This is a genomic window from Mumia flava (genome assembly GCF_002797495.1).
Lineage (GTDB): Bacteria > Actinomycetota > Actinomycetes > Propionibacteriales > Nocardioidaceae > Mumia > Mumia flava.
On sequence record NZ_PGEZ01000001.1, the window covers coordinates 1,041,506 to 1,060,787 of the forward strand.

At 71.2% G+C, this 19,282-nt stretch carries 18 protein-coding genes; 7 read left to right on the forward strand and 11 right to left on the reverse strand.

Annotation, left to right across the window (positions count from 1 at the left end; all coding sequences use genetic code 11):
* Positions 1-45 precede the first annotated feature (45 nt).
* The 3 genes from CLV56_RS04970 (at position 46) to CLV56_RS04980 (ending at position 3,117) form a co-directional block, all read left to right on the forward strand.
* Positions 46-981, forward strand: coding sequence for an alpha/beta fold hydrolase (locus CLV56_RS04970; RefSeq protein WP_100414482.1), 936 nt, complete (start codon positions 46-48; stop codon positions 979-981).
* Entirely contained in the window at positions 981-1,637 is a 657-nt protein-coding gene (locus CLV56_RS04975; RefSeq protein ID WP_039362867.1) for a spermidine synthase, read from the forward strand. Before CLV56_RS04970 ends, CLV56_RS04975 begins: the two co-directional genes overlap by 1 nt.
* Positions 1,638-1,722: 85 nt before the next feature.
* A complete protein-coding gene (locus tag CLV56_RS04980) occupies positions 1,723-3,117 on the forward strand; it encodes a class II fumarate hydratase (RefSeq protein WP_039362865.1) in 1,395 nt (464 codons plus the stop codon).
* Between the two features lie 83 nt (positions 3,118-3,200).
* Here CLV56_RS04980 and CLV56_RS04985 read toward each other — a convergent pair whose 3' ends face one another.
* The 8 genes from CLV56_RS04985 to CLV56_RS05020 all read right to left on the reverse strand — a co-directional run bounded on the left by CLV56_RS04985 (position 3,201) and on the right by CLV56_RS05020 (position 12,771).
* Positions 3,201-4,730 carry a DUF2079 domain-containing protein gene (locus tag CLV56_RS04985; RefSeq protein ID WP_100414483.1) on the reverse strand — a complete coding sequence of 510 codons (1,530 nt, stop codon included), beginning with the start codon at positions 4,728-4,730 and terminating at the stop codon, positions 3,201-3,203.
* Between the two features lie 34 nt (positions 4,731-4,764).
* Positions 4,765-5,601, reverse strand: a complete 837-nt coding sequence (locus CLV56_RS20955; RefSeq protein WP_211287981.1) for an aggregation-promoting factor C-terminal-like domain-containing protein — start codon at positions 5,599-5,601, stop codon at positions 4,765-4,767.
* Positions 5,602-5,772: 171 nt separating this feature from the next.
* Positions 5,773-6,957, reverse strand: a complete 1,185-nt coding sequence (locus tag CLV56_RS04995) for an ABC transporter ATP-binding protein (RefSeq protein WP_039362863.1) — start codon at positions 6,955-6,957, stop codon at positions 5,773-5,775.
* A gap of 6 nt (positions 6,958-6,963) precedes the next feature.
* Positions 6,964-7,962, reverse strand: a complete 999-nt coding sequence (locus CLV56_RS05000) for a carbohydrate ABC transporter permease (RefSeq protein ID WP_245857611.1) — start codon at positions 7,960-7,962, stop codon at positions 6,964-6,966.
* Positions 7,963-8,889, reverse strand: a complete 927-nt coding sequence (locus CLV56_RS05005) for a carbohydrate ABC transporter permease (protein WP_039362861.1) — start codon at positions 8,887-8,889, stop codon at positions 7,963-7,965.
* 17 nt (positions 8,890-8,906) lie between these two features.
* Positions 8,907-10,232 carry an extracellular solute-binding protein gene (locus tag CLV56_RS05010; protein ID WP_039362589.1) on the reverse strand — a complete coding sequence of 442 codons (1,326 nt, stop codon included), beginning with the start codon at positions 10,230-10,232 and terminating at the stop codon, positions 8,907-8,909.
* Between the two features lie 112 nt (positions 10,233-10,344).
* On the reverse strand, positions 10,345-11,601 hold the full coding sequence (gene phoH2, locus CLV56_RS05015; protein ID WP_245857856.1) for an RNA 5'-3' helicase PhoH2: 1,257 nt from the start codon (positions 11,599-11,601) through the stop codon (positions 10,345-10,347).
* 390 nt (positions 11,602-11,991) lie between these two features.
* Positions 11,992-12,771 (reverse strand): isoprenyl transferase, encoded by a 780-nt coding sequence (locus tag CLV56_RS05020; protein ID WP_425437711.1) that lies wholly within the window; start codon positions 12,769-12,771, stop codon positions 11,992-11,994.
* Positions 12,772-12,817: 46 nt separating this feature from the next.
* Here CLV56_RS05020 and trhA point away from each other — a divergent pair, with 46 nt between their 5' ends.
* The gene (gene trhA / locus CLV56_RS05025; RefSeq protein ID WP_245857615.1) at positions 12,818-13,522 is read left to right on the forward strand and encodes a PAQR family membrane homeostasis protein TrhA; all 705 of its coding nucleotides are present in this window, start codon (positions 12,818-12,820) and stop codon (positions 13,520-13,522) included.
* A gap of 256 nt (positions 13,523-13,778) precedes the next feature.
* On the opposite strand, the gene CLV56_RS05030 is transcribed toward trhA, so the two are convergent.
* Positions 13,779-15,779 carry a thioredoxin domain-containing protein gene (locus tag CLV56_RS05030; protein WP_039362582.1) on the reverse strand — a complete coding sequence of 667 codons (2,001 nt, stop codon included), beginning with the start codon at positions 15,777-15,779 and terminating at the stop codon, positions 13,779-13,781.
* Between the two features lie 102 nt (positions 15,780-15,881).
* Between CLV56_RS05030 and CLV56_RS05035 the strand changes: the two genes are divergently transcribed.
* Positions 15,882-16,703 (forward strand): DUF1206 domain-containing protein, encoded by an 822-nt coding sequence (locus CLV56_RS05035; RefSeq protein WP_039362579.1) that lies wholly within the window; start codon positions 15,882-15,884, stop codon positions 16,701-16,703.
* Positions 16,704-16,728: 25 nt separating this feature from the next.
* Positions 16,729-17,319, forward strand: a complete 591-nt coding sequence (locus CLV56_RS05040; RefSeq protein ID WP_039362577.1) for a class I SAM-dependent methyltransferase — start codon at positions 16,729-16,731, stop codon at positions 17,317-17,319.
* 317 nt (positions 17,320-17,636) lie between these two features.
* Here CLV56_RS05040 and CLV56_RS05045 read toward each other — a convergent pair whose 3' ends face one another.
* Together CLV56_RS05045 and mca are read right to left on the reverse strand one after the other, a co-directional pair.
* Complete coding sequence (locus CLV56_RS05045) at positions 17,637-17,843, reverse strand: hypothetical protein (protein ID WP_039362574.1); 207 nt, start codon at positions 17,841-17,843, stop codon at positions 17,637-17,639.
* 63 nt (positions 17,844-17,906) lie between these two features.
* Complete coding sequence (gene mca / locus CLV56_RS05050; protein ID WP_039362572.1) at positions 17,907-18,779, reverse strand: mycothiol conjugate amidase Mca; 873 nt, start codon at positions 18,777-18,779, stop codon at positions 17,907-17,909.
* Positions 18,780-18,825: 46 nt separating this feature from the next.
* Between mca and CLV56_RS05055 the strand changes: the two genes are divergently transcribed.
* Positions 18,826-19,230 carry a DUF4307 domain-containing protein gene (locus CLV56_RS05055; RefSeq protein ID WP_039362568.1) on the forward strand — a complete coding sequence of 135 codons (405 nt, stop codon included), beginning with the start codon at positions 18,826-18,828 and terminating at the stop codon, positions 19,228-19,230.
* Positions 19,231-19,282 lie beyond the last annotated feature (52 nt).

Below are 19,282 nucleotides of genomic sequence, written 5' to 3' on the forward strand. Positions count from 1 at the left end.
GCGGCGTACGCTGGAAGGCCACCGCGCTGGAAGGAGGAGCCGACCGTGACCGAACGGACCACGACGCTGGCGTCCGGGATCACGCTCGCGTACGAGACGTTCGGGACGCCGTCCGACCCGGCGGTGCTGCTCCTGATGGGCCTGGGAGCACCCGGGACGTGGTGGCGGACCGACTTCTGCGAGACGCTCGCGGACTCGGGGCTCCACGTCGTGCGCTACGACCACCGTGACGCCGGACGGTCGACGCACCTGAGCGAGCACCCGGTCACCCGGCGCCAGGTCGTCGCGACCTTCCTCGGGTCGCGCCGGCACGCGCCGTACGGCATCTCCGACCTCGCCGACGACGCCGTCGGCCTGCTCGACGCCCTCGACGTCGGGCGCGCCCACGTCGTCGGCTGCTCGATGGGCGGCATGGTCGCCCAGACGATGGCGATCGAGCACCCCGACCGGGTCGCTTCCCTGACGTCCATCATGTCCACCACCGGCCGGCGACGCGTCGGGTGGCAGCACCCGCGCCTGTTCCCGATCCTGCTCAGCCGCGCCGCGGCCGGCCGTGCCGCGTACGTCGCCCAGGCGGTCCGCACGAACCGCGCCATCACCACCGAGCGCTATCGGGAGCCCGTCGACGCGGTCGTCGCGCGCGCCGGCGCGACGCACGACCGCGGGTGGGAGGCGGAGGCCGTCAAGCGTCAGATGCTCGCGGTGCTGACCCAGCCGGACCGCACCCGTGCGCTCGGGAGCGTACGGGTGCCCACCTGCGTCGTCCACGGGCTGGCCGACCCGATGGTGCACCCGTCCGGCGGCCGCGCCACCGCGGCCGCGGTCGACGGCGCGGAGCTCGTCCTGGTCCCGGACCTCGGTCATGACCTGCCGCCGACGCTCGATCCGCTGGTCGTGAGTGCGGTCACCCGGACGGTCCGGCGTGCCGGAGACCACGACACCGGCCGTCACCCGGCCGGTGCGGCACCGACGCGCGGCTGATGGGCGAGAGCCGCCACGAGCACGGGCGGGCCGTGCTGCGTCGTCGCGACGACGGCGCGACGGAGCTGCGGGTCAACGGCGTGTTCGTGATGGACGACCACGAGACCGGCTCCGAGCAGCTGCTGGCCGAGTCGGCGCTGGCCGGCGCCGAGGGTGCCGACCTGCGCGTCGTGGTCGGCGGGCTCGGACTCGGGTTCACGCTGCGGGCCCTGCTCGCGGACCCGCGGGTCGCCCACGTCACCGTCGCGGAGATCGAGCCGGCGGTGGTCGCGTGGATGCGCGACGGGACCGTGCCGGGCGCGGACCTGCTGGGCGACGAGCGGGTCGAGGTCCGGGTCGGCGACGTCCGCGCCGTCGTCGCGGAGCAGGCCGTACGGTCGGTCGACCTGATCCTGCTCGACGTCGACAACGGCCCCGACTTCCTGGTCGACGACGACAACGCGGCGGTGTACGTCGCGGCGTTCCTGCGGACGTGCGCCGAGCGGCTGCGCGCACGCGGCGAGCTGTGCGTGTGGTCCCAGGCGGACTCCCCCGATCTGCGCGACCGGCTCGCGACGGTCCTCGACGACGTCACGGCCGTACGGGTGCCGGTGGTCCTCCAGGGGCGCGACGAGGCGTACTGGCTGCTGAAGGGCCGTCGGCCGGGCACCACCTGAACCACCCGTACGACCGTCCGGCGGTCTGTCCCGCCAGACGACGGCGGTGACCGGGCCCGCCTCGGCGGACGCTAATCTCGGCCGTATGAGCGCTGAGACCGAGTACCGCATCGAGCACGACACCATGGGCGAGGTGCGGGTCCCCGCATCAGCTCTCTACAAGGCCCAGACGCAGCGCGCCGTCGAGAACTTCCCCATCTCCGGCACGACCCTGGAGCCGCGTCACATCCGTGCGATCGCGCTGATCAAGCTCGCCTGCGCGAAGGCCAACGCCGAGCTCGGTGTGCTCGACGCCGACGTCGCCGAGGCCATCGTGTCCTCGGCGCGCGAGGTCGCCGCGGGCTCGCACGACCACCAGTTCCCGATCGACGTGTTCCAGACCGGGTCGGGCACGTCGAGCAACATGAACATGAACGAGGTCCTCTCGACCCTCGCGTCGGACCGCCTCGGCACGGACGTCCACCCGAACGACCACGTGAACGCGTCGCAGTCGTCGAACGACACCTTCCCGACCTCGATCCACGTCGCCGCGACCGAGGCGACGATCACCGACCTGATCCCGGCGCTGGAGCACCTCGCGACCGCGTTCGAGGCGAAGGCGACCGAGTGGGCCGACATCGTGAAGTCGGGGCGCACCCACCTGATGGACGCGACCCCGGTCACGCTCGGGCAGGAGTTCGGCGGGTACGCCGCGCAGATCCGCACGGGCGTCGAGCGGCTCCAGGCGGTGCTGCCGCGCGTCGCGGAGGTCCCGCTCGGCGGGACGGCCGTCGGCACCGGCATCAACACCCCGGCCGGCTTCCCGCAGCGCGTGATCGCGATCCTCGCCGAGGAGACCGGCGTCCCGGTGACGGAAGCCCGCGACCACTTCGAGGCCCAGGGCGCGCGTGACGGGCTGGTCGAGCTGTCCGGCCAGCTCAAGACCGTCGCCGTGTCACTGATCAAGATCAACAACGACCTGCGCTGGATGGGCTCCGGCCCGCGTACCGGCCTCGGCGAGCTCGCGCTGCCGGACCTGCAGCCGGGCTCGAGCATCATGCCGGGCAAGGTCAATCCGGTCATCCCGGAGGCGGTGCTGATGGTCTGCTCGCAGGTGATCGGCAACGACGCCGCGATCACCGCCGCCGGCCTGTCGGGCAGCTTCGAGCTGAACGTGCAGATGCCGGTGATGGCGCGCTGCCTGCTCGAGTCGATCCGCCTCCTCGGCAACGCGTCGACCGTGCTCGCCGACAAGTGCGTCGCCGGCACGACCGCGAACGCCGACCGCTGCGCCGAGCTCGCCGCGTCCTCGCCGTCGATCGTGACGCCGCTGAACCGCTACATCGGCTACGAGAACGCCGCCAAGGTCGCGAAGACCGCGCTGAAGGACAAGAAGACGATCCGGCAGACCGTGATCGACATGGGGTTCGTCTCCGACGGCACGCTCACCGAGGCACAGCTCGACGATGCGCTCGACCTGCTCTCGATGACCCACCCCTGACGAGTCGCCCGTGGCGGGGCCACGAGTCGCCCATGGCGGGGCCGCGAGTCGCCCGCGGCGGGGCACCACATGCGTCTCGCGGGTCAGGAGGTGCGCCGGGCGACCTGGTAGCCGTCGCGCTCGAGGACGAGCTCCCAGGTCGTGCCGGGGTGCTTCTGCCCGGCGTACGCGACCGCGTCCGGGGCCTGGCCGCCCCACCCCGTCTGGGCGTCGATCACGACCCAGTCGGGGACCGCGTCGCCGACCGTGCCGGTCCAGTACGTGGTCCGGTCGGTGACGAGGTGGGTGATCAGCCCGATGTCGGTCTCGACGCTGGCCCCCTCGGGGACGGTCGCCAGCACCTCCTCGGCCGCAGCGGCGCGCGGGCTCGCCTCCCAGGTCTCGGGCTCGACCAGCCGCGCGAGCGGGTACTGCGCGACCAGGACGAGCGCGATGCCGGCAGCCAGGGTCGGGACGTGCGTCGCGTAGCGCCGCAGCCACGCCGGGCTCCAGCGCGACCAGATGGGCTCCGGTTGCGCGTCCACGTCCGCGGCGACGCCCGTACGAGCCTGGTCGGCGGCGACGCTCGCACGCTCCTCGTCGTCCTCCGGCCCGGAGACGCCGTCACCACGCAGCCGGACGATCGCGTCCAGCATCGCGGCGAACACGACCGGCATCAGGACGAGGGCGTAGTGCCAGTCGGTCCCCCAGTAGTACGGGTTGTCCCCGACGAACCGCCACACCAGCGTCGGACCCGCGACGAGCACCCACGGCGAACGCAGCGCCAGGAACCCGGTGATCCCGAAGGTCAGCAGCAGCGTCGGGAGCTTGTCGTCCCAGCCGGTCCAGAACGTCGTCCACGGACCCGGACCACCCGCGCCGTCGGCGCCGATCACCCCGACGTAGTCGTACCCTCCGCCGGGGTTGAAGGCGGGGATCAGCACGTACAGCGTGAGGAGGAAGCCGCCGAGGCCGAAGAGCGCCGTCGCGATCCCGACACGACGGGCTCCGGAGACCGCGAGCACGCAGCCGATCACGAAGACGGTGAGGCCGAGGTCCTCCTTGACGAGCACCAGCGGGAGCGACCACGCCATCACGGCCACCCAGCGACGCTCGACGTACGCGACGCCGGCGAGCGCGAGGAACAACGCGCCGAAGGCGACCTCGTGGAAGTCGACCCAGACCGCCGAGGCGATCCCGAACGACAGGCCGTACGCGATCCCGACTGCCATCCCGCCGCCGAGCCCGAGCAGGCGCACAGCGGCCCGGGCGATCACCCACACCGACAGCGCGACCAGCACGGCCTGCGCGACCAGGAGGGTGCGGCCGTCGGGGAAGGCCCGGTAGAACGGCGCGACGAGGGCCGTGATCGGCGAGAAGTGGTCGCCGAGGATGTTGTAGCCGGGGCCCTTGATGTCGACGATCGGCGCGCTCAGCCGGGCGTATCCGGCGATCGCCTGCTCGAAGATCGCGTTGTCCCACGACGGCGTCTCGAAGCGGCGGAAGCGCAGGAGCGACAGGGTCGCGTAGGCGGTGCCGCAGAGCACGGCCAGCAGGAGCGGCCCGAGCGCGCCGAGACCCCCGACGCGTCGTCGCGCACCGAGGGTCTCGTCGATCGAGTTCGTGCTCGTCACGGGACCACCGTAGAGGGTCGCCCGTTCCGGCGGCTCAGTACCAGTTGTTGCCCTGCTTGAAGGACCATGCCGAGCACGGGTCGCCGTAGACCGACTGGATGTAGCCGAGGCCCCACTTGATCTGCGTCGCGGGGTTGGTCGCCCAGTCCGAACCGGCCGAGGCCATCTTCTCGCCGGGCAGCGCCTGCGGGATGCCGTACGCGCTGGAGGTCGGGTTGTCGGCGTTCCAGCGCCAGTTGCTCTCGCTGACCCAGAGGCTGTCGAGGCAGCCGAACTGGCTGGAGCTGAACCCGAAGTCACCCATCATCGAGCGGGCGATCTCCCGAGGGTCGAGGTCCTGCATGCTCGCGGTGTCGGTCTGCACGCCGGCGATGTCGGCGGCCTTGCGGGCGGCCTTCGCCTTCGCGGCGCCCACGGCGCTCGGGGCGGTCGCATCGGTCCCGCCGGTCGACTCCAGCGCGCTCCGCCCGGCGGAGCGTGAGGTCTGCGCAGCGTCGTCCCGGTCCGCGATGGCGTCGCCGACCGCACCCGACGCGTCGGCGGCCGCAGCGGAGGGCGTCACGTGCGCGAGCCGGTGCAGTCCGGTGATCGACGCGACGCTGGTCTCCGGGGCCTGCTGGACGGCGCCACTCGCAGCCCCGCTGGTGACGGCGGCGATCGCGAGGCCGCCGACGACGGCGACGGCGCGGCCGCGTCGGGTCCCGAGGCCGGACTTGAGCCGCCCGAGGAGAGGGGTTCGAGGGTCTCCGTGCTCGCCGTCGGCGAGACGGTCGACTCGGGTGGCGCGCTGGTCGCCGCGGATCGCGCGCCGGTCAGCACGGGTCGCGCGCCGTGCGCCGGGGCGCGACGGCGTGGGCCGTTCGGGGGTCACTCAGGCTCCTCCGGGGGTCAGGAACACGAAGCCTCTACCGTGCAGGACCCAGAAACCTGGTTCAACCGGTCATTACGGACATAACGGGACGATCACGGCGCGACACGCGGCCTGACCTGCGGGGATGCGAGAACCTGAGAATTTCAACCAACGGCTCTCAGCCTCGGCCGATCAGGATCCGTCCGACGCGCCGTCGTCGCTGTGCCGCAGGTTCTCGCCCGTCTCCGGCACGAACAGGTGCATCCGGTCAGCCTTCATCACCAGCTCGGCCGACTCGCCCTCCCGGACCCGCGAAGCGGGATCGAGCGAGACGACGATCTGCGACCGCATCTTCTCGCCGTCCAGCTCCTTGGCCAGCTCGTCGAGCTTCGACGAGACCTCCTGCGGCGCGTCGAACGGGATGTAGGCGTACTGCTCGTTGCCGAGCCACTCCACCACGTCGACGTCCGCGCTGAACCGCGTCCCCTCGCTGTCCGACGCCGCCGGCGACGACGCGTCCACGAAGTGCTCGGGGCGGATCCCCGCGATCAGCAGCTCGTGCTGCTTCGCCGCCTCGGCCGCGTCCGACGGGATCGGCACCGTCACGAACGGCAGCTCGAGCTCGTCCCCCTTGACCCGAGCCGGGAGGAAGTTCATCGGCGGCGACCCGATGAAGCCGGCGACGAACAGGTTGACCGGGTTCTCGTACAGCTCGCGCGGCGTCGCCACCTGCTGGAGCTCGCCCTTCTTCAGCAGCGCCACCCGGTCACCGAGCGTCATCGCCTCGGTCTGGTCGTGGGTCACGTAGACGGTGGTGATCCCGAGCTTGCGCTGCAGTCGCGCGATCTCCGTACGCATCTGGCCGCGCAGCTTCGCATCGAGGTTCGACAGCGGCTCGTCGAACAGGAACGCCTTCGCGTCCCGCACGATCGCGCGGCCCATCGCCACCCGCTGACGCTGACCGCCGGACAGGTTCGCCGGCTTGCGCTCGAGGAACTCGGTCAGCTCGAGCGTCTCGGCCGCCTCCTTGACCGCCTTGTCGATCTCCTCGTCACTGGTGCCCTTGCGCAGCCGCAGCGGGAACGCGATGTTCTCGTAGACGTTCAGGTGCGGGTAGAGCGCATAGTTCTGGAAGACCATCGCGAGGTTGCGCTCGCGGGGCGACTTGTCGTTGACGCGGTCGCCCCCGATCACCATGTCGCCCGACGTGATCTCCTCGAGTCCCACGATCATCCGCAGGAGCGTCGACTTCCCGCAGCCGGACGGGCCCACCAGGATCATGAACTCGCCGTCGGCGACGTCCAGGCTGATCCCACGCACCGCCGGGTCGTTGTCGCCGTACTGCTTGACGATGTTCTTCATGGCGATGTCGGCCATCGAGATTCACCCCTTCACTGCGCCGGAGGTGAGGCCGGCGACGATCTTGCGCTGGAACAGCATGACGATGACGAAGATCGGCACGGTCACCACGACCGACGCCGCGGCGATCGCCGCGATCGGCTGATCGAACTGGGAGGCGCCGGTGAAGAACGCCAGCGACGCCGGGACCGGGATCGACGCCGTCGTCGAGCTCAGCGAGATGCCGAAGACGAAGTCGTTCCAGGCGAAGAAGAACGTGATGATCGCAGCGGTGAAGACGCCCGGTGCCGCCAGCGGCACGATCACCTTGCGGAAGGCCTGCCACGAGGTGGCGCCGTCGACCTGCGCCGCCTGCTCCATCTCCCACGGGATCTCACGGAAGAACGCCGACAGCACCCAGATCGACATCGGCAGCGTGAACGAGAGGTACGGGATGATCAGGCCGATCCACGTGTCGTAGATCCCGAGCGTGCGCCACATGTCGAACAGCGGCCCGACCAGCGCCACCACAGGGAACATCGCGATCGCCAGCGCGATCGAGAGCACGAACTTCTTGCCCCTGAACCGCAGCCGCGCCACCGCGTACGCCGCGAACGTCGCGAGCACCACCGAGATCGTCGTCGAGATGATCGAGATTCCGGTGGAGTTGATCAGCGCGCGCTGGAACAGCTCGAACTGGAAGACGGTCTCGTAGTTGGCGAACCCGGGGTCGTGCGGGAGGAAGCCGCCCTGGTTGACGTCGGCGTTGCCGCCCTTGAGCGACAGCGAGACGAGGTACACCACCGGCGTGAGGGTGTACAGCACGATCAGCTCGGCACCGACCACCGACCCCATGGACACCTGCGGTGCCGCCTCACCGATCAGGAGACCGACGACGCCGGTGATCACGAAGACGGTGCCGACGATCAGCCACAACCACAGGTCGGGCGACTCGATCGCCAGGACCCCGATCGCGGCGAACGCCAGCCCGATCACGATCGCGACGAACGACCAGATCACGCGGGACTTGCGACGCGGTGACATCTACTCCCCCCTCACCTGGCTCAGATCCACCCGGAACGCCTTCATCAACCCGAACGCGACCACGAGCACCGACAGGAACAGCAGCACCGACATCGCCGACCCGAGCCCGAGCTCGACACGCTGGATCATCGCGTTGTAGACCAGGCCCGACGGTGGCGCCGTGCCGTTCGCGAAGCCGGTCATGATGAACGGGCTGTCGAAGATGCGGTAGGCGTCCAGCGCCCGGAAGAGGACCGCGACCATGATCGCCGCACGCATCGACGGCAGGATCACCTTGTACAGCCGCTGCCACCAGGTCGCACCGTCCACGGTCGCCGCCTCGACCGCGTCGTTCGGGACCTGGGACAGCCCGGCGAGCAGCAGCAGCGAGATGAACGGCGTCGTCTTCCAGATCTCGGCGAGGCAGATCACCATGATCGAGCCCCAGAAGTTGTCGAACGGCGTCGTGCTCGGGTCCAGGTGGAGCCACTGGTTCACGAACCCGGTGGTCGGCTGGAACGCGTACAGCCACGCGTACGCCGAGACGACGGTGATGATGCCGTACGGCACGAGGATCGAGGACCGTACGAGACCGCGCGCGACCAGGATGCTGTTCATCACCATCGCGAAGCCGAAGCCGATCACGAGCTCGACCGAGACCGTCACGACCATGATGAAGACCGCGACGAAGACGGCGCGCCACCACAGCGGGTCGCTCAGGACCACCCAGTAGTTGGTCAGGCCGACCCACTCACGGTCGTCGGGCGCGGTCAGCCGGTAGCTGAACAGCGACAGGTACAGCGCCCGCAGCATCGGCCACGCGGTGACCAGGAGCATCACCGCGACCGCCGGGCCCGCGAGCTTCCACGCGAGCCGGTTCTCGGCCGCCTCGGGAGTGCGCTCCCGCGTCTTCACCCGGCGGCCAGGCGCCGCCGTCGTGGATGCCATCGCTCATCGCCTCCCGTTCACAGCAGGGCCTGCCCTTGAAGGACGTCGGTGATGTACTGCTGCGACTCCGCCGGGGTCGTGTCGGGGTCGACCGACGACGGCGGGTGCCAGCTGGAGTACAGCGCCGTGGAGATGTCGCTCCAGTACGGCGTCAGCGGCCGGGGCGCGGCTGCATCGATGCTCTCGCGCCACAGGTCGGCCATCGGGTACGCGTCGGTCAGCTCGGGGTCGTCGTACGCGGCCTCACGGGCCGGCTGGTTGCCGGACGAGAGCGCGTAGGTCTTCTGGCTCTCCTCCGAGGTGATGCACGCGGCCGCCTCGTACGCGAGGTCGGTGTGCTTGCCGTAGCTGGAGACACCGAGGTTGATCCCGCCGTACGGCGGCCGGCTCTCGTCGCCGTCGGTCGTCCGGGGATAGCGGGCCCACGCGAGGTCGTCGATGAAGCCCGCGACGTTCGGGTCCGCGTACAGATAGGTCCAGTTGACGATGAACCCACCGTCGTCCGCGGAGAACGTGGCGACCGTGCCGCCCTCGTCGGCGTTCGACATGCCGGCGGGCGCGGCCGGCGAGTTCGCGAGCTTCGAGATCACCTCGGCCGCGGCCTTGCCGGCCGGGGTGTCGATCGTGATCTTCGCGTCCTTGCCGGCTTCGGGATCCTCCACGATCTGACCGCCGGCCCCGGAGATCAGCGCGTTGATCCAGACGGAGTAGCCCTCGTACCGCTTCGACTGCACGCTCACCGTGGTGTCGGTCTGCACGGCGGCGTCGATGATCTGGTCCCAGGTCACCGGCTGCTCCATGTCGAGCCCGGCCTGCTCCGCCACGGACTTGCGGTACCAGAGGATCTGCGTGTTGGACCACAGCGGCACCGCGACGAGCTCGTCGTCGTACGTCGCCGCGTCGATCGCACCCTCGAGCATCCCCTCGGAGAGCTGGCTCTGCTGCTCGGAGCTCATCGGCTCCAGGAACCCGGCGTTCGCGAACTCCGCGGTGAACGCGGGGTCGAGACTCATCATGTCGATCGAGTCGTCCTCGGCCGCGAGCCGGCGGACGAGCTGCTCGCGCTGCTGCGACGCGTCGTTGGGGAGAAGCTCGACCTCGATCTCGTAGTCCCCCTGTGCGGCCTCGGTGCACTGGAGCGCGAGGTAGGCCTGACCGCCCGGCTGCTGGTTGCCGTCCTCGTCGGTCACGTACGGCTCGAGGTTGGAGACGTCCGGATTGATGTACCAGGTCAGGACCGGGGTGTCTCCGGATCCGCTGTCCGACCCGCACGCGGCGAGCCCGCCCGCGACCATCAGGGCGGTCAGCCCGAGCACCGCGCGTCGCCCTCGTCGACCGATCATCGGTAGTGCACCCCCTGCGCGCCGGCGCCGAGGACGATCGCCCTCGACCGTGTGATCCATCCCACTGAATCACACGATGGGGGTTCGCGCTCGGCACCGGCGCCGGGGCGCGTCAGAGGACGTTGTCCTCCAGCATCTCCGTCACCAGGGCGGCGACCGGCGAGCGCTCGGACCGGGTCAGCGTGATGTGCGCGAAGAGCGGGTGGCCCTTGAGCTTCTCCACCACCGCGACCACGCCGTCGTACCGCCCGACGCGCAGGTTGTCGCGCTGTGCCACGTCATGGGTGAGCACGACCCGAGAGTTGGCTCCGATCCGGCTCAGCACGGTGAGCAGCACGTTGCGCTCCAGCGACTGCGCCTCGTCGACGATCACGAAGGCGTCGTGCAGCGACCGCCCGCGGATGTGGGTCAGCGGGAGCACCTCGAGCATGCCGCGGTCGATCACCTCGTCGAGCACGTCGCCCGACGTCACCGCCCCGAGCGTGTCGAAGACCGCCTGCGCCCAGGGGCCCATCTTCTCGGCCTCCGTGCCCGGGAGGTAGCCGAGCTCCTGACCGCCGACGGCGAACAGCGGCCGGAAGACCACGACCTTCTTGTGCAGCCTCCGCTCCATGACGGCCTCGAGCCCGGCGCAGAGCGCGAGCGCCGACTTGCCCGTGCCGGCGCGGCCGCCCATCGACACGATCCCGACCTCGGGATCGAGCAGGAGGTCGAGCGCGACCCGCTGCTCCGCCGAGCGACCGTGGATCCCGAACGCCTCCCGGTCGCCACGGACCAGCCGGACCTGCTTGTCCGGCGTGACCCGGCCGAGCGCGCTGCCCCGCTCGGACAGCAGGACCAGACCCGTGTGGGTCGGGAGGTCGCGGGCGTCGGCGAGGTCGACGGTCCCCTCGTCGTACAACGTGTCGACGTCGGCTCCGGCGATCTCGAGCTCCTCCATGCCGGTCCAGCCGGAGTCCAGGGCGAGCTCGGCGCGGTACTCCTCCGACGCGAGACCGACCGCGGAGGCCTTGACCCGCATCGGCAGGTCCTTGCTGACCAGCGTGACCGCCGCGCCCTCGTCGGCGAGGTTCTTCGCGACCGAGAGGATCCGGGTGTCGTTGTCACCGAGCCTGAAACCGGACGGGAGGGCCCCGGGGTCGGTGTGGTTCAGCTCGACGCGGACCGTGCCGCCGGAGTCGTTGGCCGGCAGGGGCGCGTCGAGGGTGCCGTGGCGGACCCGGAGCTCGTCGAGGAAGCGCAGCGCCGCGCGGGCGAAGTAGCCCAGCTCGGGGTGGGCGCGCTTGGCCTCGAGCTCGACGACCACGACGACGGGCACGACGACCTCGTGCTCGTCGAAGCGGGTCAGGGCGAGGGGGTCGGCGAGCAGGACGCTGGTGTCGACGACGTACGTGCGTCGGTCGAGGTCGTCCTGGGCGGGAGCGGAGCGGCGCGTGCGTGCGGTGCGATTCGCGCGAGATTGAGCAGCCACGGCAGTTCTCCTCACGAGCCCGCGCGCATCCCCGCGCCGGCTCTCATCTCTCAGGTGGAGCCGGAAGCAGGGGGCGGGTCCCGGGGGCGGGACCACCGATCGTCGTGCGCGCCACGGCCGCGGCAACCGATCCGCCGGACTGTGGTTGATGCACGAGTGACCTCCCGGTGCCGACGGGATCAGGCCCCGTCGACACCCCGACCGTACGACGCGCGCCACGCCGTTCGATTGCGACACGCTGCCGGTGACGTGAACGTCTGGTTAACCAGCGCCGACCCGGCGCCGCGCTCACTGACCGAAGCGACGTTCGCGCTCCGCGTACGACCGGATCGCCCGGAGGAAGTCGACCCGCCGGAACGCCGGCCACAGCGCCTCGCAGAAGTAGAACTCCGAGTGCACGCTCTGCCAGAGCAGGAAGCCGGACAGCCGCTGCTCCCCCGAGGTCCGGATCACGAGGTCCGGGTCGGGCTGCCCCTTGGTGTAGAGGTGGTCGGCGATGTGCTCGACGTCGATGGACTCGGCGACCTCGTCGAGGGTACGGCCGTGCTCGGCCTGCTCGCGCAGCAGCGAGCGGACCGCGTCGGCGAGCTCCTGACGCCCCCCGTACCCGACGCAGAGGTTGACCTCCAGTCCGTCGACGTCGCTGGTCGCGCGAGCGGCGCGCCGCAGCCCCTCCGCGACGTCGCTGGGCAGGAGATCGAGGTTGCCGATCAGCCGGACGTGCCAGCGGCGCGACTCGGTCAGGGCATCGACCAGGTCGGTGATGACGTCGAGCAGCGCCCGCAGCTCGTCCTCGGGCCGGTGCAGGTTGTCGGTCGAGAGCAGCCACAGCGTGACGACTTTCACATCGAGCTCGTCGCACCAGCCGAGGAACTCGGTGATCTTGTCGGCCCCGGCCTGGTAGCCGCCGGTCACACCGGCACCGGCCCCGCGGGCCCAGCGACGGTTGCCGTCCACGATCACGCCGACGTGCGCCGGGACCTGGTCGGGCCGCAGGTGCCCCAGGATCGTGCGCTCGTAGGCGGAGTAGAGCAGGTCGCGAACCGACACGCGGTGTCCTCTCGTGATGCGTCTAACCTACGCAAGCGTAGGTTCGTTCGCTAGGGTCGTCGGCGTGAGCAACCACGAGGTCATCCACGCGTCCGGTCTCGACGTCGGCACGCGCCTGCGCGACGCCGTCGACGAGATCAAGCCTAGACTGCGCGGCTGGTTGCACGCCGCCACGTGGCCGCTGGCGCTCGCGGCCTTCGTCGTGCTGCTCGTGCTCGCCCCCGGCGCCGCCTCGAAGACCGGGGTCGCGGTCTACATGGCGAGCGCGCTGCTGCTCTTCGGGGTCAGCGCCGTCTACCACGTCGGGCGTTGGGGTCCGCGCGCCCAGCTCGCGCTCAAGCGCGTGGACCACGCGAACATCTTCCTGCTGATCGCCGGGTCCTACACGCCCTTCGCCCTGATCCTGCTCGAGCCCCGCGACGCCGCGATGCTGCTCGCGATGGTGTGGGGCGGCGCGCTCGGCGGGGTGGCGTTCCGGGTGTTCTGGGTCGACGCGCCGCGCTGGCTCTACACGCCGATGTACGTGATGCTCGGCTGGGCCGCGGTCCTGTGGCGTGAGGAGTTCGTCGCCGCGACCTCGACGGCCGTCATCGTCCTGATCGTCGTCGGCGGCGTGCTCTACTCCCTCGGCGCCGTCGTCTACGGGCTCAGGCGCCCGGACCCGTTCCCGCGGTGGTTCGGGTTCCACGAGGTGTTCCACACGCTCACCATCGCGGCCTTCGTCACGCACTACGTCGGCATCTCGATCGCCGCGTACGCCTTGCGCTGACCCTTCGCGTCGCGGAGGACCGCGTACGGGTTGCGCCCAGGTGGTTGCCCCCTGACGGTCTCCGTAGCCGGCTGGGCAGACCCACACCTGGCTACGAAGGTTCTCCCAGCCAGGTGGAGGTCTGCGCAGCCGGCTGGGCGGACCCGCTGCGCTGACCGCTGTTTGACGGTCTCCGTAGCCGGCTGGGCAGACCCGCACCGGGCTACGAAGGTTCTCCCAGCCAGGTGGAGGTCTGCGCAGCCGGCTACGCAGACCGTCAGGCCCGCAGCGCTGCCGGGTCGGTGACGGGGCGCTCGCAGACGAAACCACGGCAGACGTACGCCGCCGCCGACCCGTCGACGAGATCGCGCCCCTCGAAGAGCGGCACCGCGGTCCCCGGCGCACCCGCGAGGACGACCGCGCCCGGGGAGTCCAGCCGCAGCGCGGCCCGGTGCAGAACGGCTGCGTCGTCCCCGGTCCCGACCACCGCGACCTCGACCGGTCCGGCGAGCAGCGCCTCGGCCACCGCGAGCGACGCCCCCGCGAACCGGGGCGCCTTCAACGCCAGCGGAGCCGCCGACGCCACCGCCCGCTCCGCACCCTCGCGGTAGCGCGACTCGCCGGTCACCGCTCCCAGCGCGACCAGCGCCGCGGCCGCCGCGGACGCACCGGACGGCGTCGCGTTGTCGGAGACGTCACGCGGGCGTACGACGAGGTCCGGCGCGTCGTCGGCGGTGTCGTAGAACCCACCCGACTCCTCGTCGGTGAAGTGGGCCAGGATCCGGTCGCACAGCGCACGCGCTCGCTCCAGCCACACCGCGTCGCCGGTGACGCCGAGCACCGCGAGGTACGCCTCCGCGACGCAGCCGTAGTCCTCCAGCACGCCGACGTTCGTCGACGCGAGGCCGTCGCGAGAGGTCCGCAGCAGGCGGCCGTCGGCGTCGGTGTGCACCCCTGCCAGCAGGGACGCGGCGACGACCGCCGCATCGACGTAGGCCGGCTCGTCCAGCAGCACGCCCGCCTCGGCGAGCGCGCTCACCGCGAGCCCGTTCCACGCGGCCACGACCTTCTCGTCGCGCGCGGGCGCAGGGCGTGCTCGCCGCGCCGTCGCCAGCCTCTCCCGCACCGACTCCCAGCGCTCGGGGTCGTTGGGCTCGATCCGGCGCTGGAGCGTCGACGTCCCGTTCTCGAACGTCCCCTGCGGCGTGACCAGCAGGTGCCGGGCCGCCCACGCCCCGTCCTCGCGCCCGAGCACCTCGACGAGCTGGTCCGGAGTCCACACGTACGTCGCGCCCTCGACCCCGTCGGTGTCCGCGTCGAGCGCGGAGGCGAACCCGCCCTGAGGGGTGATCAGGTCGGTGAGCAGGAAGTCGGCGGTCTCGCGGACCACCCGCTCGGCCAGCACGGAGCCGTCGCGCCGCCACAGGTGCAGGTACGCGCGCAGCAGCAGCGCGTTGTCGTACAGCATCTTCTCGAAGTGGGGCACGGTCCAGGTCGCGTCGACGCTGTAGCGAGCGAACCCGCCGGCCAGCTGGTCGTACATCCCGCCCCGCGCCATCGCCTCGGCCGTCTTCTCGATCATCGACGCCGACTGCTCGGAGCCCGTCCGCGCCGCGTGGCGCAGCAGGAACTCCAGCACCATCGACGGCGGGAACTTCGGCGCCCCGCCGAACCCGCCGTTCGTCGCGTCGAACTGCTCGGCCAGCGTCCGGACCGCCTCGTCCAGGTCGTCCGGGCCGGGCGTACGGCCGCCGCCGCCGGGCGCCAGGCCCGCCGACTCGGCAGCGGCCAGGTGCTCGACGATCTGTCCACCGACCCGTGCGATGTCGTCGCGCTTCGTACGCCACGTGTCGACCACGGCCTCCAGCACCTGCCCGAATCCCGGCATCTGGTGGCTGGGGCGCGGCGGGAAGTACGTGCCGGCGAAGAACGGCTCACCGCTCGGCGTCAGCACGACCGTCATCGGCCAGCCGCCCTGCCCCGTCATGGCGGTCGTCGCGCGCATGTAGACGGCGTCGACGTCCGGGCGCTCCTCGCGGTCGACCTTGACCGGGACGAAGTGCTCGTTCAGGTACGCAGCGAGCTCGGGGTCCTCGAACGACTCGCGCGCCATCACGTGGCACCAGTGGCACGCGGCGTACCCGACGCTCAGCAGCACCGGCACGTCCCGCTCGGCCGCCAGCGCGAACGCGTCGTCGCCCCACTCGTGCCAGTCGACGGGGTTGTCGGCGTGCTGCAGCAGGTACGGGGAGGTCGCGCGGCTGAGTCGGTTGGCCATACGGCTCACGCTACGGCCTCGCCCGACGGCGTACGTACGGGCGCGGGCGGATGCGCGGCCCGGCGACCGGACGGCGGGGCCGGGCCGTGCGAGGATTCCGCGGTGACCTCCTCCGTGCAGCAAGCCCGACACAGCAAGCCCTTCGAGATCGGCGCCAAGATCGGCCTCGTGACGTACGGGGTCGTCCACCTGCTGCTCGCGTGGATCGCCCTCCAGGTCGCGTGGGGCGGCAGCGGCCAGAGCGCCAGCCAGACGGGCGCGCTCGCCACGATGGCCGACGACACCGTCGGGACGGTGATCCTGTGGCTGACCGGCATCGGCCTGATCGCCCTTACGCTGTGGCAGGTGAGCGACGCCATCTGGGGCTTCGGCGACCTCGACCAGCCCAAGCGTGGCTTCAAGAAGACCACAGCCGTCGGCCGCGCGATCCTGTACGCGGTGCTGGCGTTCACGGCGTTCCGCTACGCCACCGGCGCCGCAGGAGGCTCCAGCGGGTCCGGCAAGACCGAGGAGACCGCGACCGCGAAGCTCATGAACGCGCCCGGCGGCCCGTGGCTCGTCGCCGCCGTCGGGGTCGGGATCCTCGCGGTGGGGATCTATCAGATCTACAAGGGCCTGTCGGGATCGTTCACCAAGGAGCTCGACGGCGCCGCGACGGCCGGATCGGGCGGCACGCTCGTCGAGCGGCTCGGCCAGGTGGGCTACACCTCCAAGGGCATCGCGCTCGGCATCATCGGCGTCCTCTTCGGCATCGCCGCCGCGACCCACGACCCGAAGAAGGCCGGCGGCCTCGACGACGCGCTGCGGACGCTCAAGGAGCAGCCGTTCGGCCCGTACCTGCTCACGGCGGTCGCCGTCGGCATCGCCGCGTTCGGCGTCTACTGCTTCTTCTGGGCGAAGCACGTCAAGCACCGGGAGAAGTAGGACCGGTCCGCCTTAGGGTGCGGTCATGGACGCCTCTGCGTGGGACCTGCGCTACACCGAGCAGCCGCAACCCTTCGGCCGGACCCCGAACGCGACCCTCGTCGCCGCGCTCGCGGGCCTGCGTCCGGGCCGCGCGATCGACCTCGCGTGCGGCGACGGGCGGCACGCCGCCTGGCTGGCGGACAGGGGCTGGCAGGTGGACGCCGTCGACTTCTCGGCGGCGGCCATCGAGGCGGCGCGTGCGGCGGGACAGGAGGAGGACCACCGGACCGAGCGGATCAGGTGGTACGTCGACGACGCGCTCTCGTGGGACCCGCCGACGCGCGTCGACCTGGTGCTCGTGGCCTACCTCCAGGTCGAGCGGCTGGACCTCGCGCTCGGACGCGCCCGCACCTGGCTCGCTCCCGGAGGCCGGCTCGTGTACCTCGGGCACGCCCGGGAGAACCTCGCGTACGGCGTGGGTGGTCCGCGCGACGCCGAGGTCCTCCCGACCCCGACCTCGTTGGCCGCCGCCCTCGACGGGATGCAGATCGAGACGCTGCACCACGTGGTCCGGGCGACCGGGGCCGGCGACGCCTACGACGTGCTCGCCGTGGCCGGCGAGTTCGAGGGGTGAGGGGGGTCTCGATCGCTCGCTGCGCTCGCGCCTCGACCAGCGGGGTGAGCCACGCTCGCGCCTCGACCCGCGGGGGTTCCGTTCGTCGAGGCCGAGCGGAGCGAGGATCGAGACGCCCGCTCTCGCGCCTCGACCAGCGGGGGTTCCGTTCGTCGAGGCCGAGCGGAGCGAGGATCGAGACGCCCGCTCTCGCGCCTCGACCAGCGGGGGGGTGTGTGTCGCTGCTCTCGCGCCTCGACCAGCGGGGGTTCCGTTCGTCGAGGCCGAGCGGAGCGAGGATCGAGACGCCCGCTCTCGCGCCTCGGCCCGCGGGAGGGTCAGGCGTCGTCGCTCGAGCGCTCGTCACCCGAGGGCTGCTGGCGCCGCTCGGTGGCGTCCTCGTCGAAGTCGACCTTCTTGAGCTGGCGGTTCATGCTGCGCATCAGGAAGAACAGCCCGGCGCACAGACCGAGAACGATGAACAGCGCGACCCAGCCGGCCGGCTTCCATTCGATCTCCTGGGCGGCGAGCAGAACGGTTGACATGACCTCCAGCCTACGCCCGCCGAACCGCGCCGAGCCTGCCAGGGCGCGATCGGCCCGGGCCGGTCAGCGCAGGCCCGCGAACAGGTCGTCCTCGGGGACCGACGTCGGCACGTGCGAGGTGACCAGCTGGTAGTCCTCGGTCGGCCAGGCCTCCGCGCGGACCTCGTGCGGCACGGCGAACCAGTGGCCGTTCGGGTCGATCTGCGTCGCGTGCGCCCGCAGGGCGTCGTCGGCGACGCCGAAGTAGTCCGCGCACGGCACCCGCGTCGTCAGCCGCTTCTCCTCGTCGGGGTCCACCTTCCACTTCTCCAGCCGCTCGGCGTAGATCGGCTCGAGCCCGTGGCGCTGCAGCGCGGCGTCGACCGCCTCGGCACGCGCACGCGACCAGCCGCGGTGGTAGTACAGCTTCTGCGGCTGCCACGGGTCGCCCAGCTCGGGGTACGCGGTGGCGTCGCCGGCCTTCTCGAACGCCTCCACGCTGATCTTGTGGCACATGATGTGGTCCGGGTGCGGATAGCCGCCGTTCTCGTCGTACGTCGTCACGACGTGCGGCCGGAACGAACGCATCAGCGCGATCAGCGGCTTGGCTGCCTCCTCGACCGGCACCAGCCCGAAGCACCCCTCCGGCAGCGGCGGGGGCGGGTCGCCCTCGGGCCACCCCGAGTCCACGAAGCCCAGCCAGTCCTGCTTGATCCCGAGGATCTCGCGGGCCCGGTCCATCTCCTCGCGCCGGATCTCGCCGATCAGCTCGGGATTGTCCTTGATCCCGGGATGGTCGAAGCTCGGGTTCAGGATCGAGCCGCGCTCCCCTCCGGTGCACGTCACCACGTGCACGTCGACGCCCTCGGCCACGTACTTCGCCGTCGACGCAGCACCCTTGCTCGACTCGTCGTCGGGATGTGCATGCACGTGCATGAGGCGCAACTTCTCGGCCACTCCGGCTCCTTCTCCTCGCCGCAACCCACTCGGTCACAATGGTTGCATGTCGAGCACGCCGTCGGACCTGTCCACCTCCCGGTACGGCCGCCGCACCGCTCCCGGTCGGCGGTTCTGGATCGTCCTGGCGGTCGTCGGGGTCGGTCTGGGCGTGCTGGGCTCCTGGTGGCTCTCGTCGTGGCAGCAGGACCAGGTCACCGCCGCGGCCAAGGTGGTCGCGTACGACGTGCTGTCGGACCACCAGATCGAGGTGACGATCGACGCGTTCCACGTCGACGGGCGGGCCGCGGAGTGCGACGTGGCCGCGCAGGCCGTCGACCACACCTACGTCGGGGAGAGGACGATCGCGGTGCCCGCCGCCGACGACGACCGGACCTCGGTCCGTGAGGTGATCGACACCGAGCGCCGCGCCGTCTCGGCCGACGTGACGTCCTGCCGACTGACCGACTGAGCCCCCGGCTCGGCTCGTTCGACCTTGGTCGGGCGCCCGATTCTGGTACCGT

Bases quoted from the DNA above. Each gene is read 5' to 3' on its own strand.
- CLV56_RS04975 (WP_039362867.1), top strand. From the start codon at position 981: ATGGGCGAGAGCCGCCACGAGCACGGGCGGGCCGTGCTGCGTCGTCGC.
- CLV56_RS04980 (WP_039362865.1), top strand. From the start codon at position 1,723: ATGAGCGCTGAGACCGAGTACCGCATCGAGCACGACACCATGGGCGAG.
- CLV56_RS04995 (WP_039362863.1), bottom strand. From the start codon at position 6,957: ATGGCCGACATCGCCATGAAGAACATCGTCAAGCAGTACGGCGACAAC.
- CLV56_RS05000 (WP_245857611.1), bottom strand. From the start codon at position 7,962: ATGTCACCGCGTCGCAAGTCCCGCGTGATCTGGTCGTTCGTCGCGATC.
- CLV56_RS05005 (WP_039362861.1), bottom strand. From the start codon at position 8,889: ATGGCATCCACGACGGCGGCGCCTGGCCGCCGGGTGAAGACGCGGGAG.
- CLV56_RS05010 (WP_039362589.1), bottom strand. From the start codon at position 10,232: ATGATCGGTCGACGAGGGCGACGCGCGGTGCTCGGGCTGACCGCCCTG.
- CLV56_RS05030 (WP_039362582.1), bottom strand. From the start codon at position 15,779: ATGGCCAACCGACTCAGCCGCGCGACCTCCCCGTACCTGCTGCAGCAC.
- CLV56_RS05040 (WP_039362577.1), top strand. From the start codon at position 16,729: ATGGACGCCTCTGCGTGGGACCTGCGCTACACCGAGCAGCCGCAACCC.
- CLV56_RS05045 (WP_039362574.1), bottom strand. From the start codon at position 17,843: ATGTCAACCGTTCTGCTCGCCGCCCAGGAGATCGAATGGAAGCCGGCC.
- CLV56_RS05055 (WP_039362568.1), top strand. From the start codon at position 18,826: ATGTCGAGCACGCCGTCGGACCTGTCCACCTCCCGGTACGGCCGCCGC.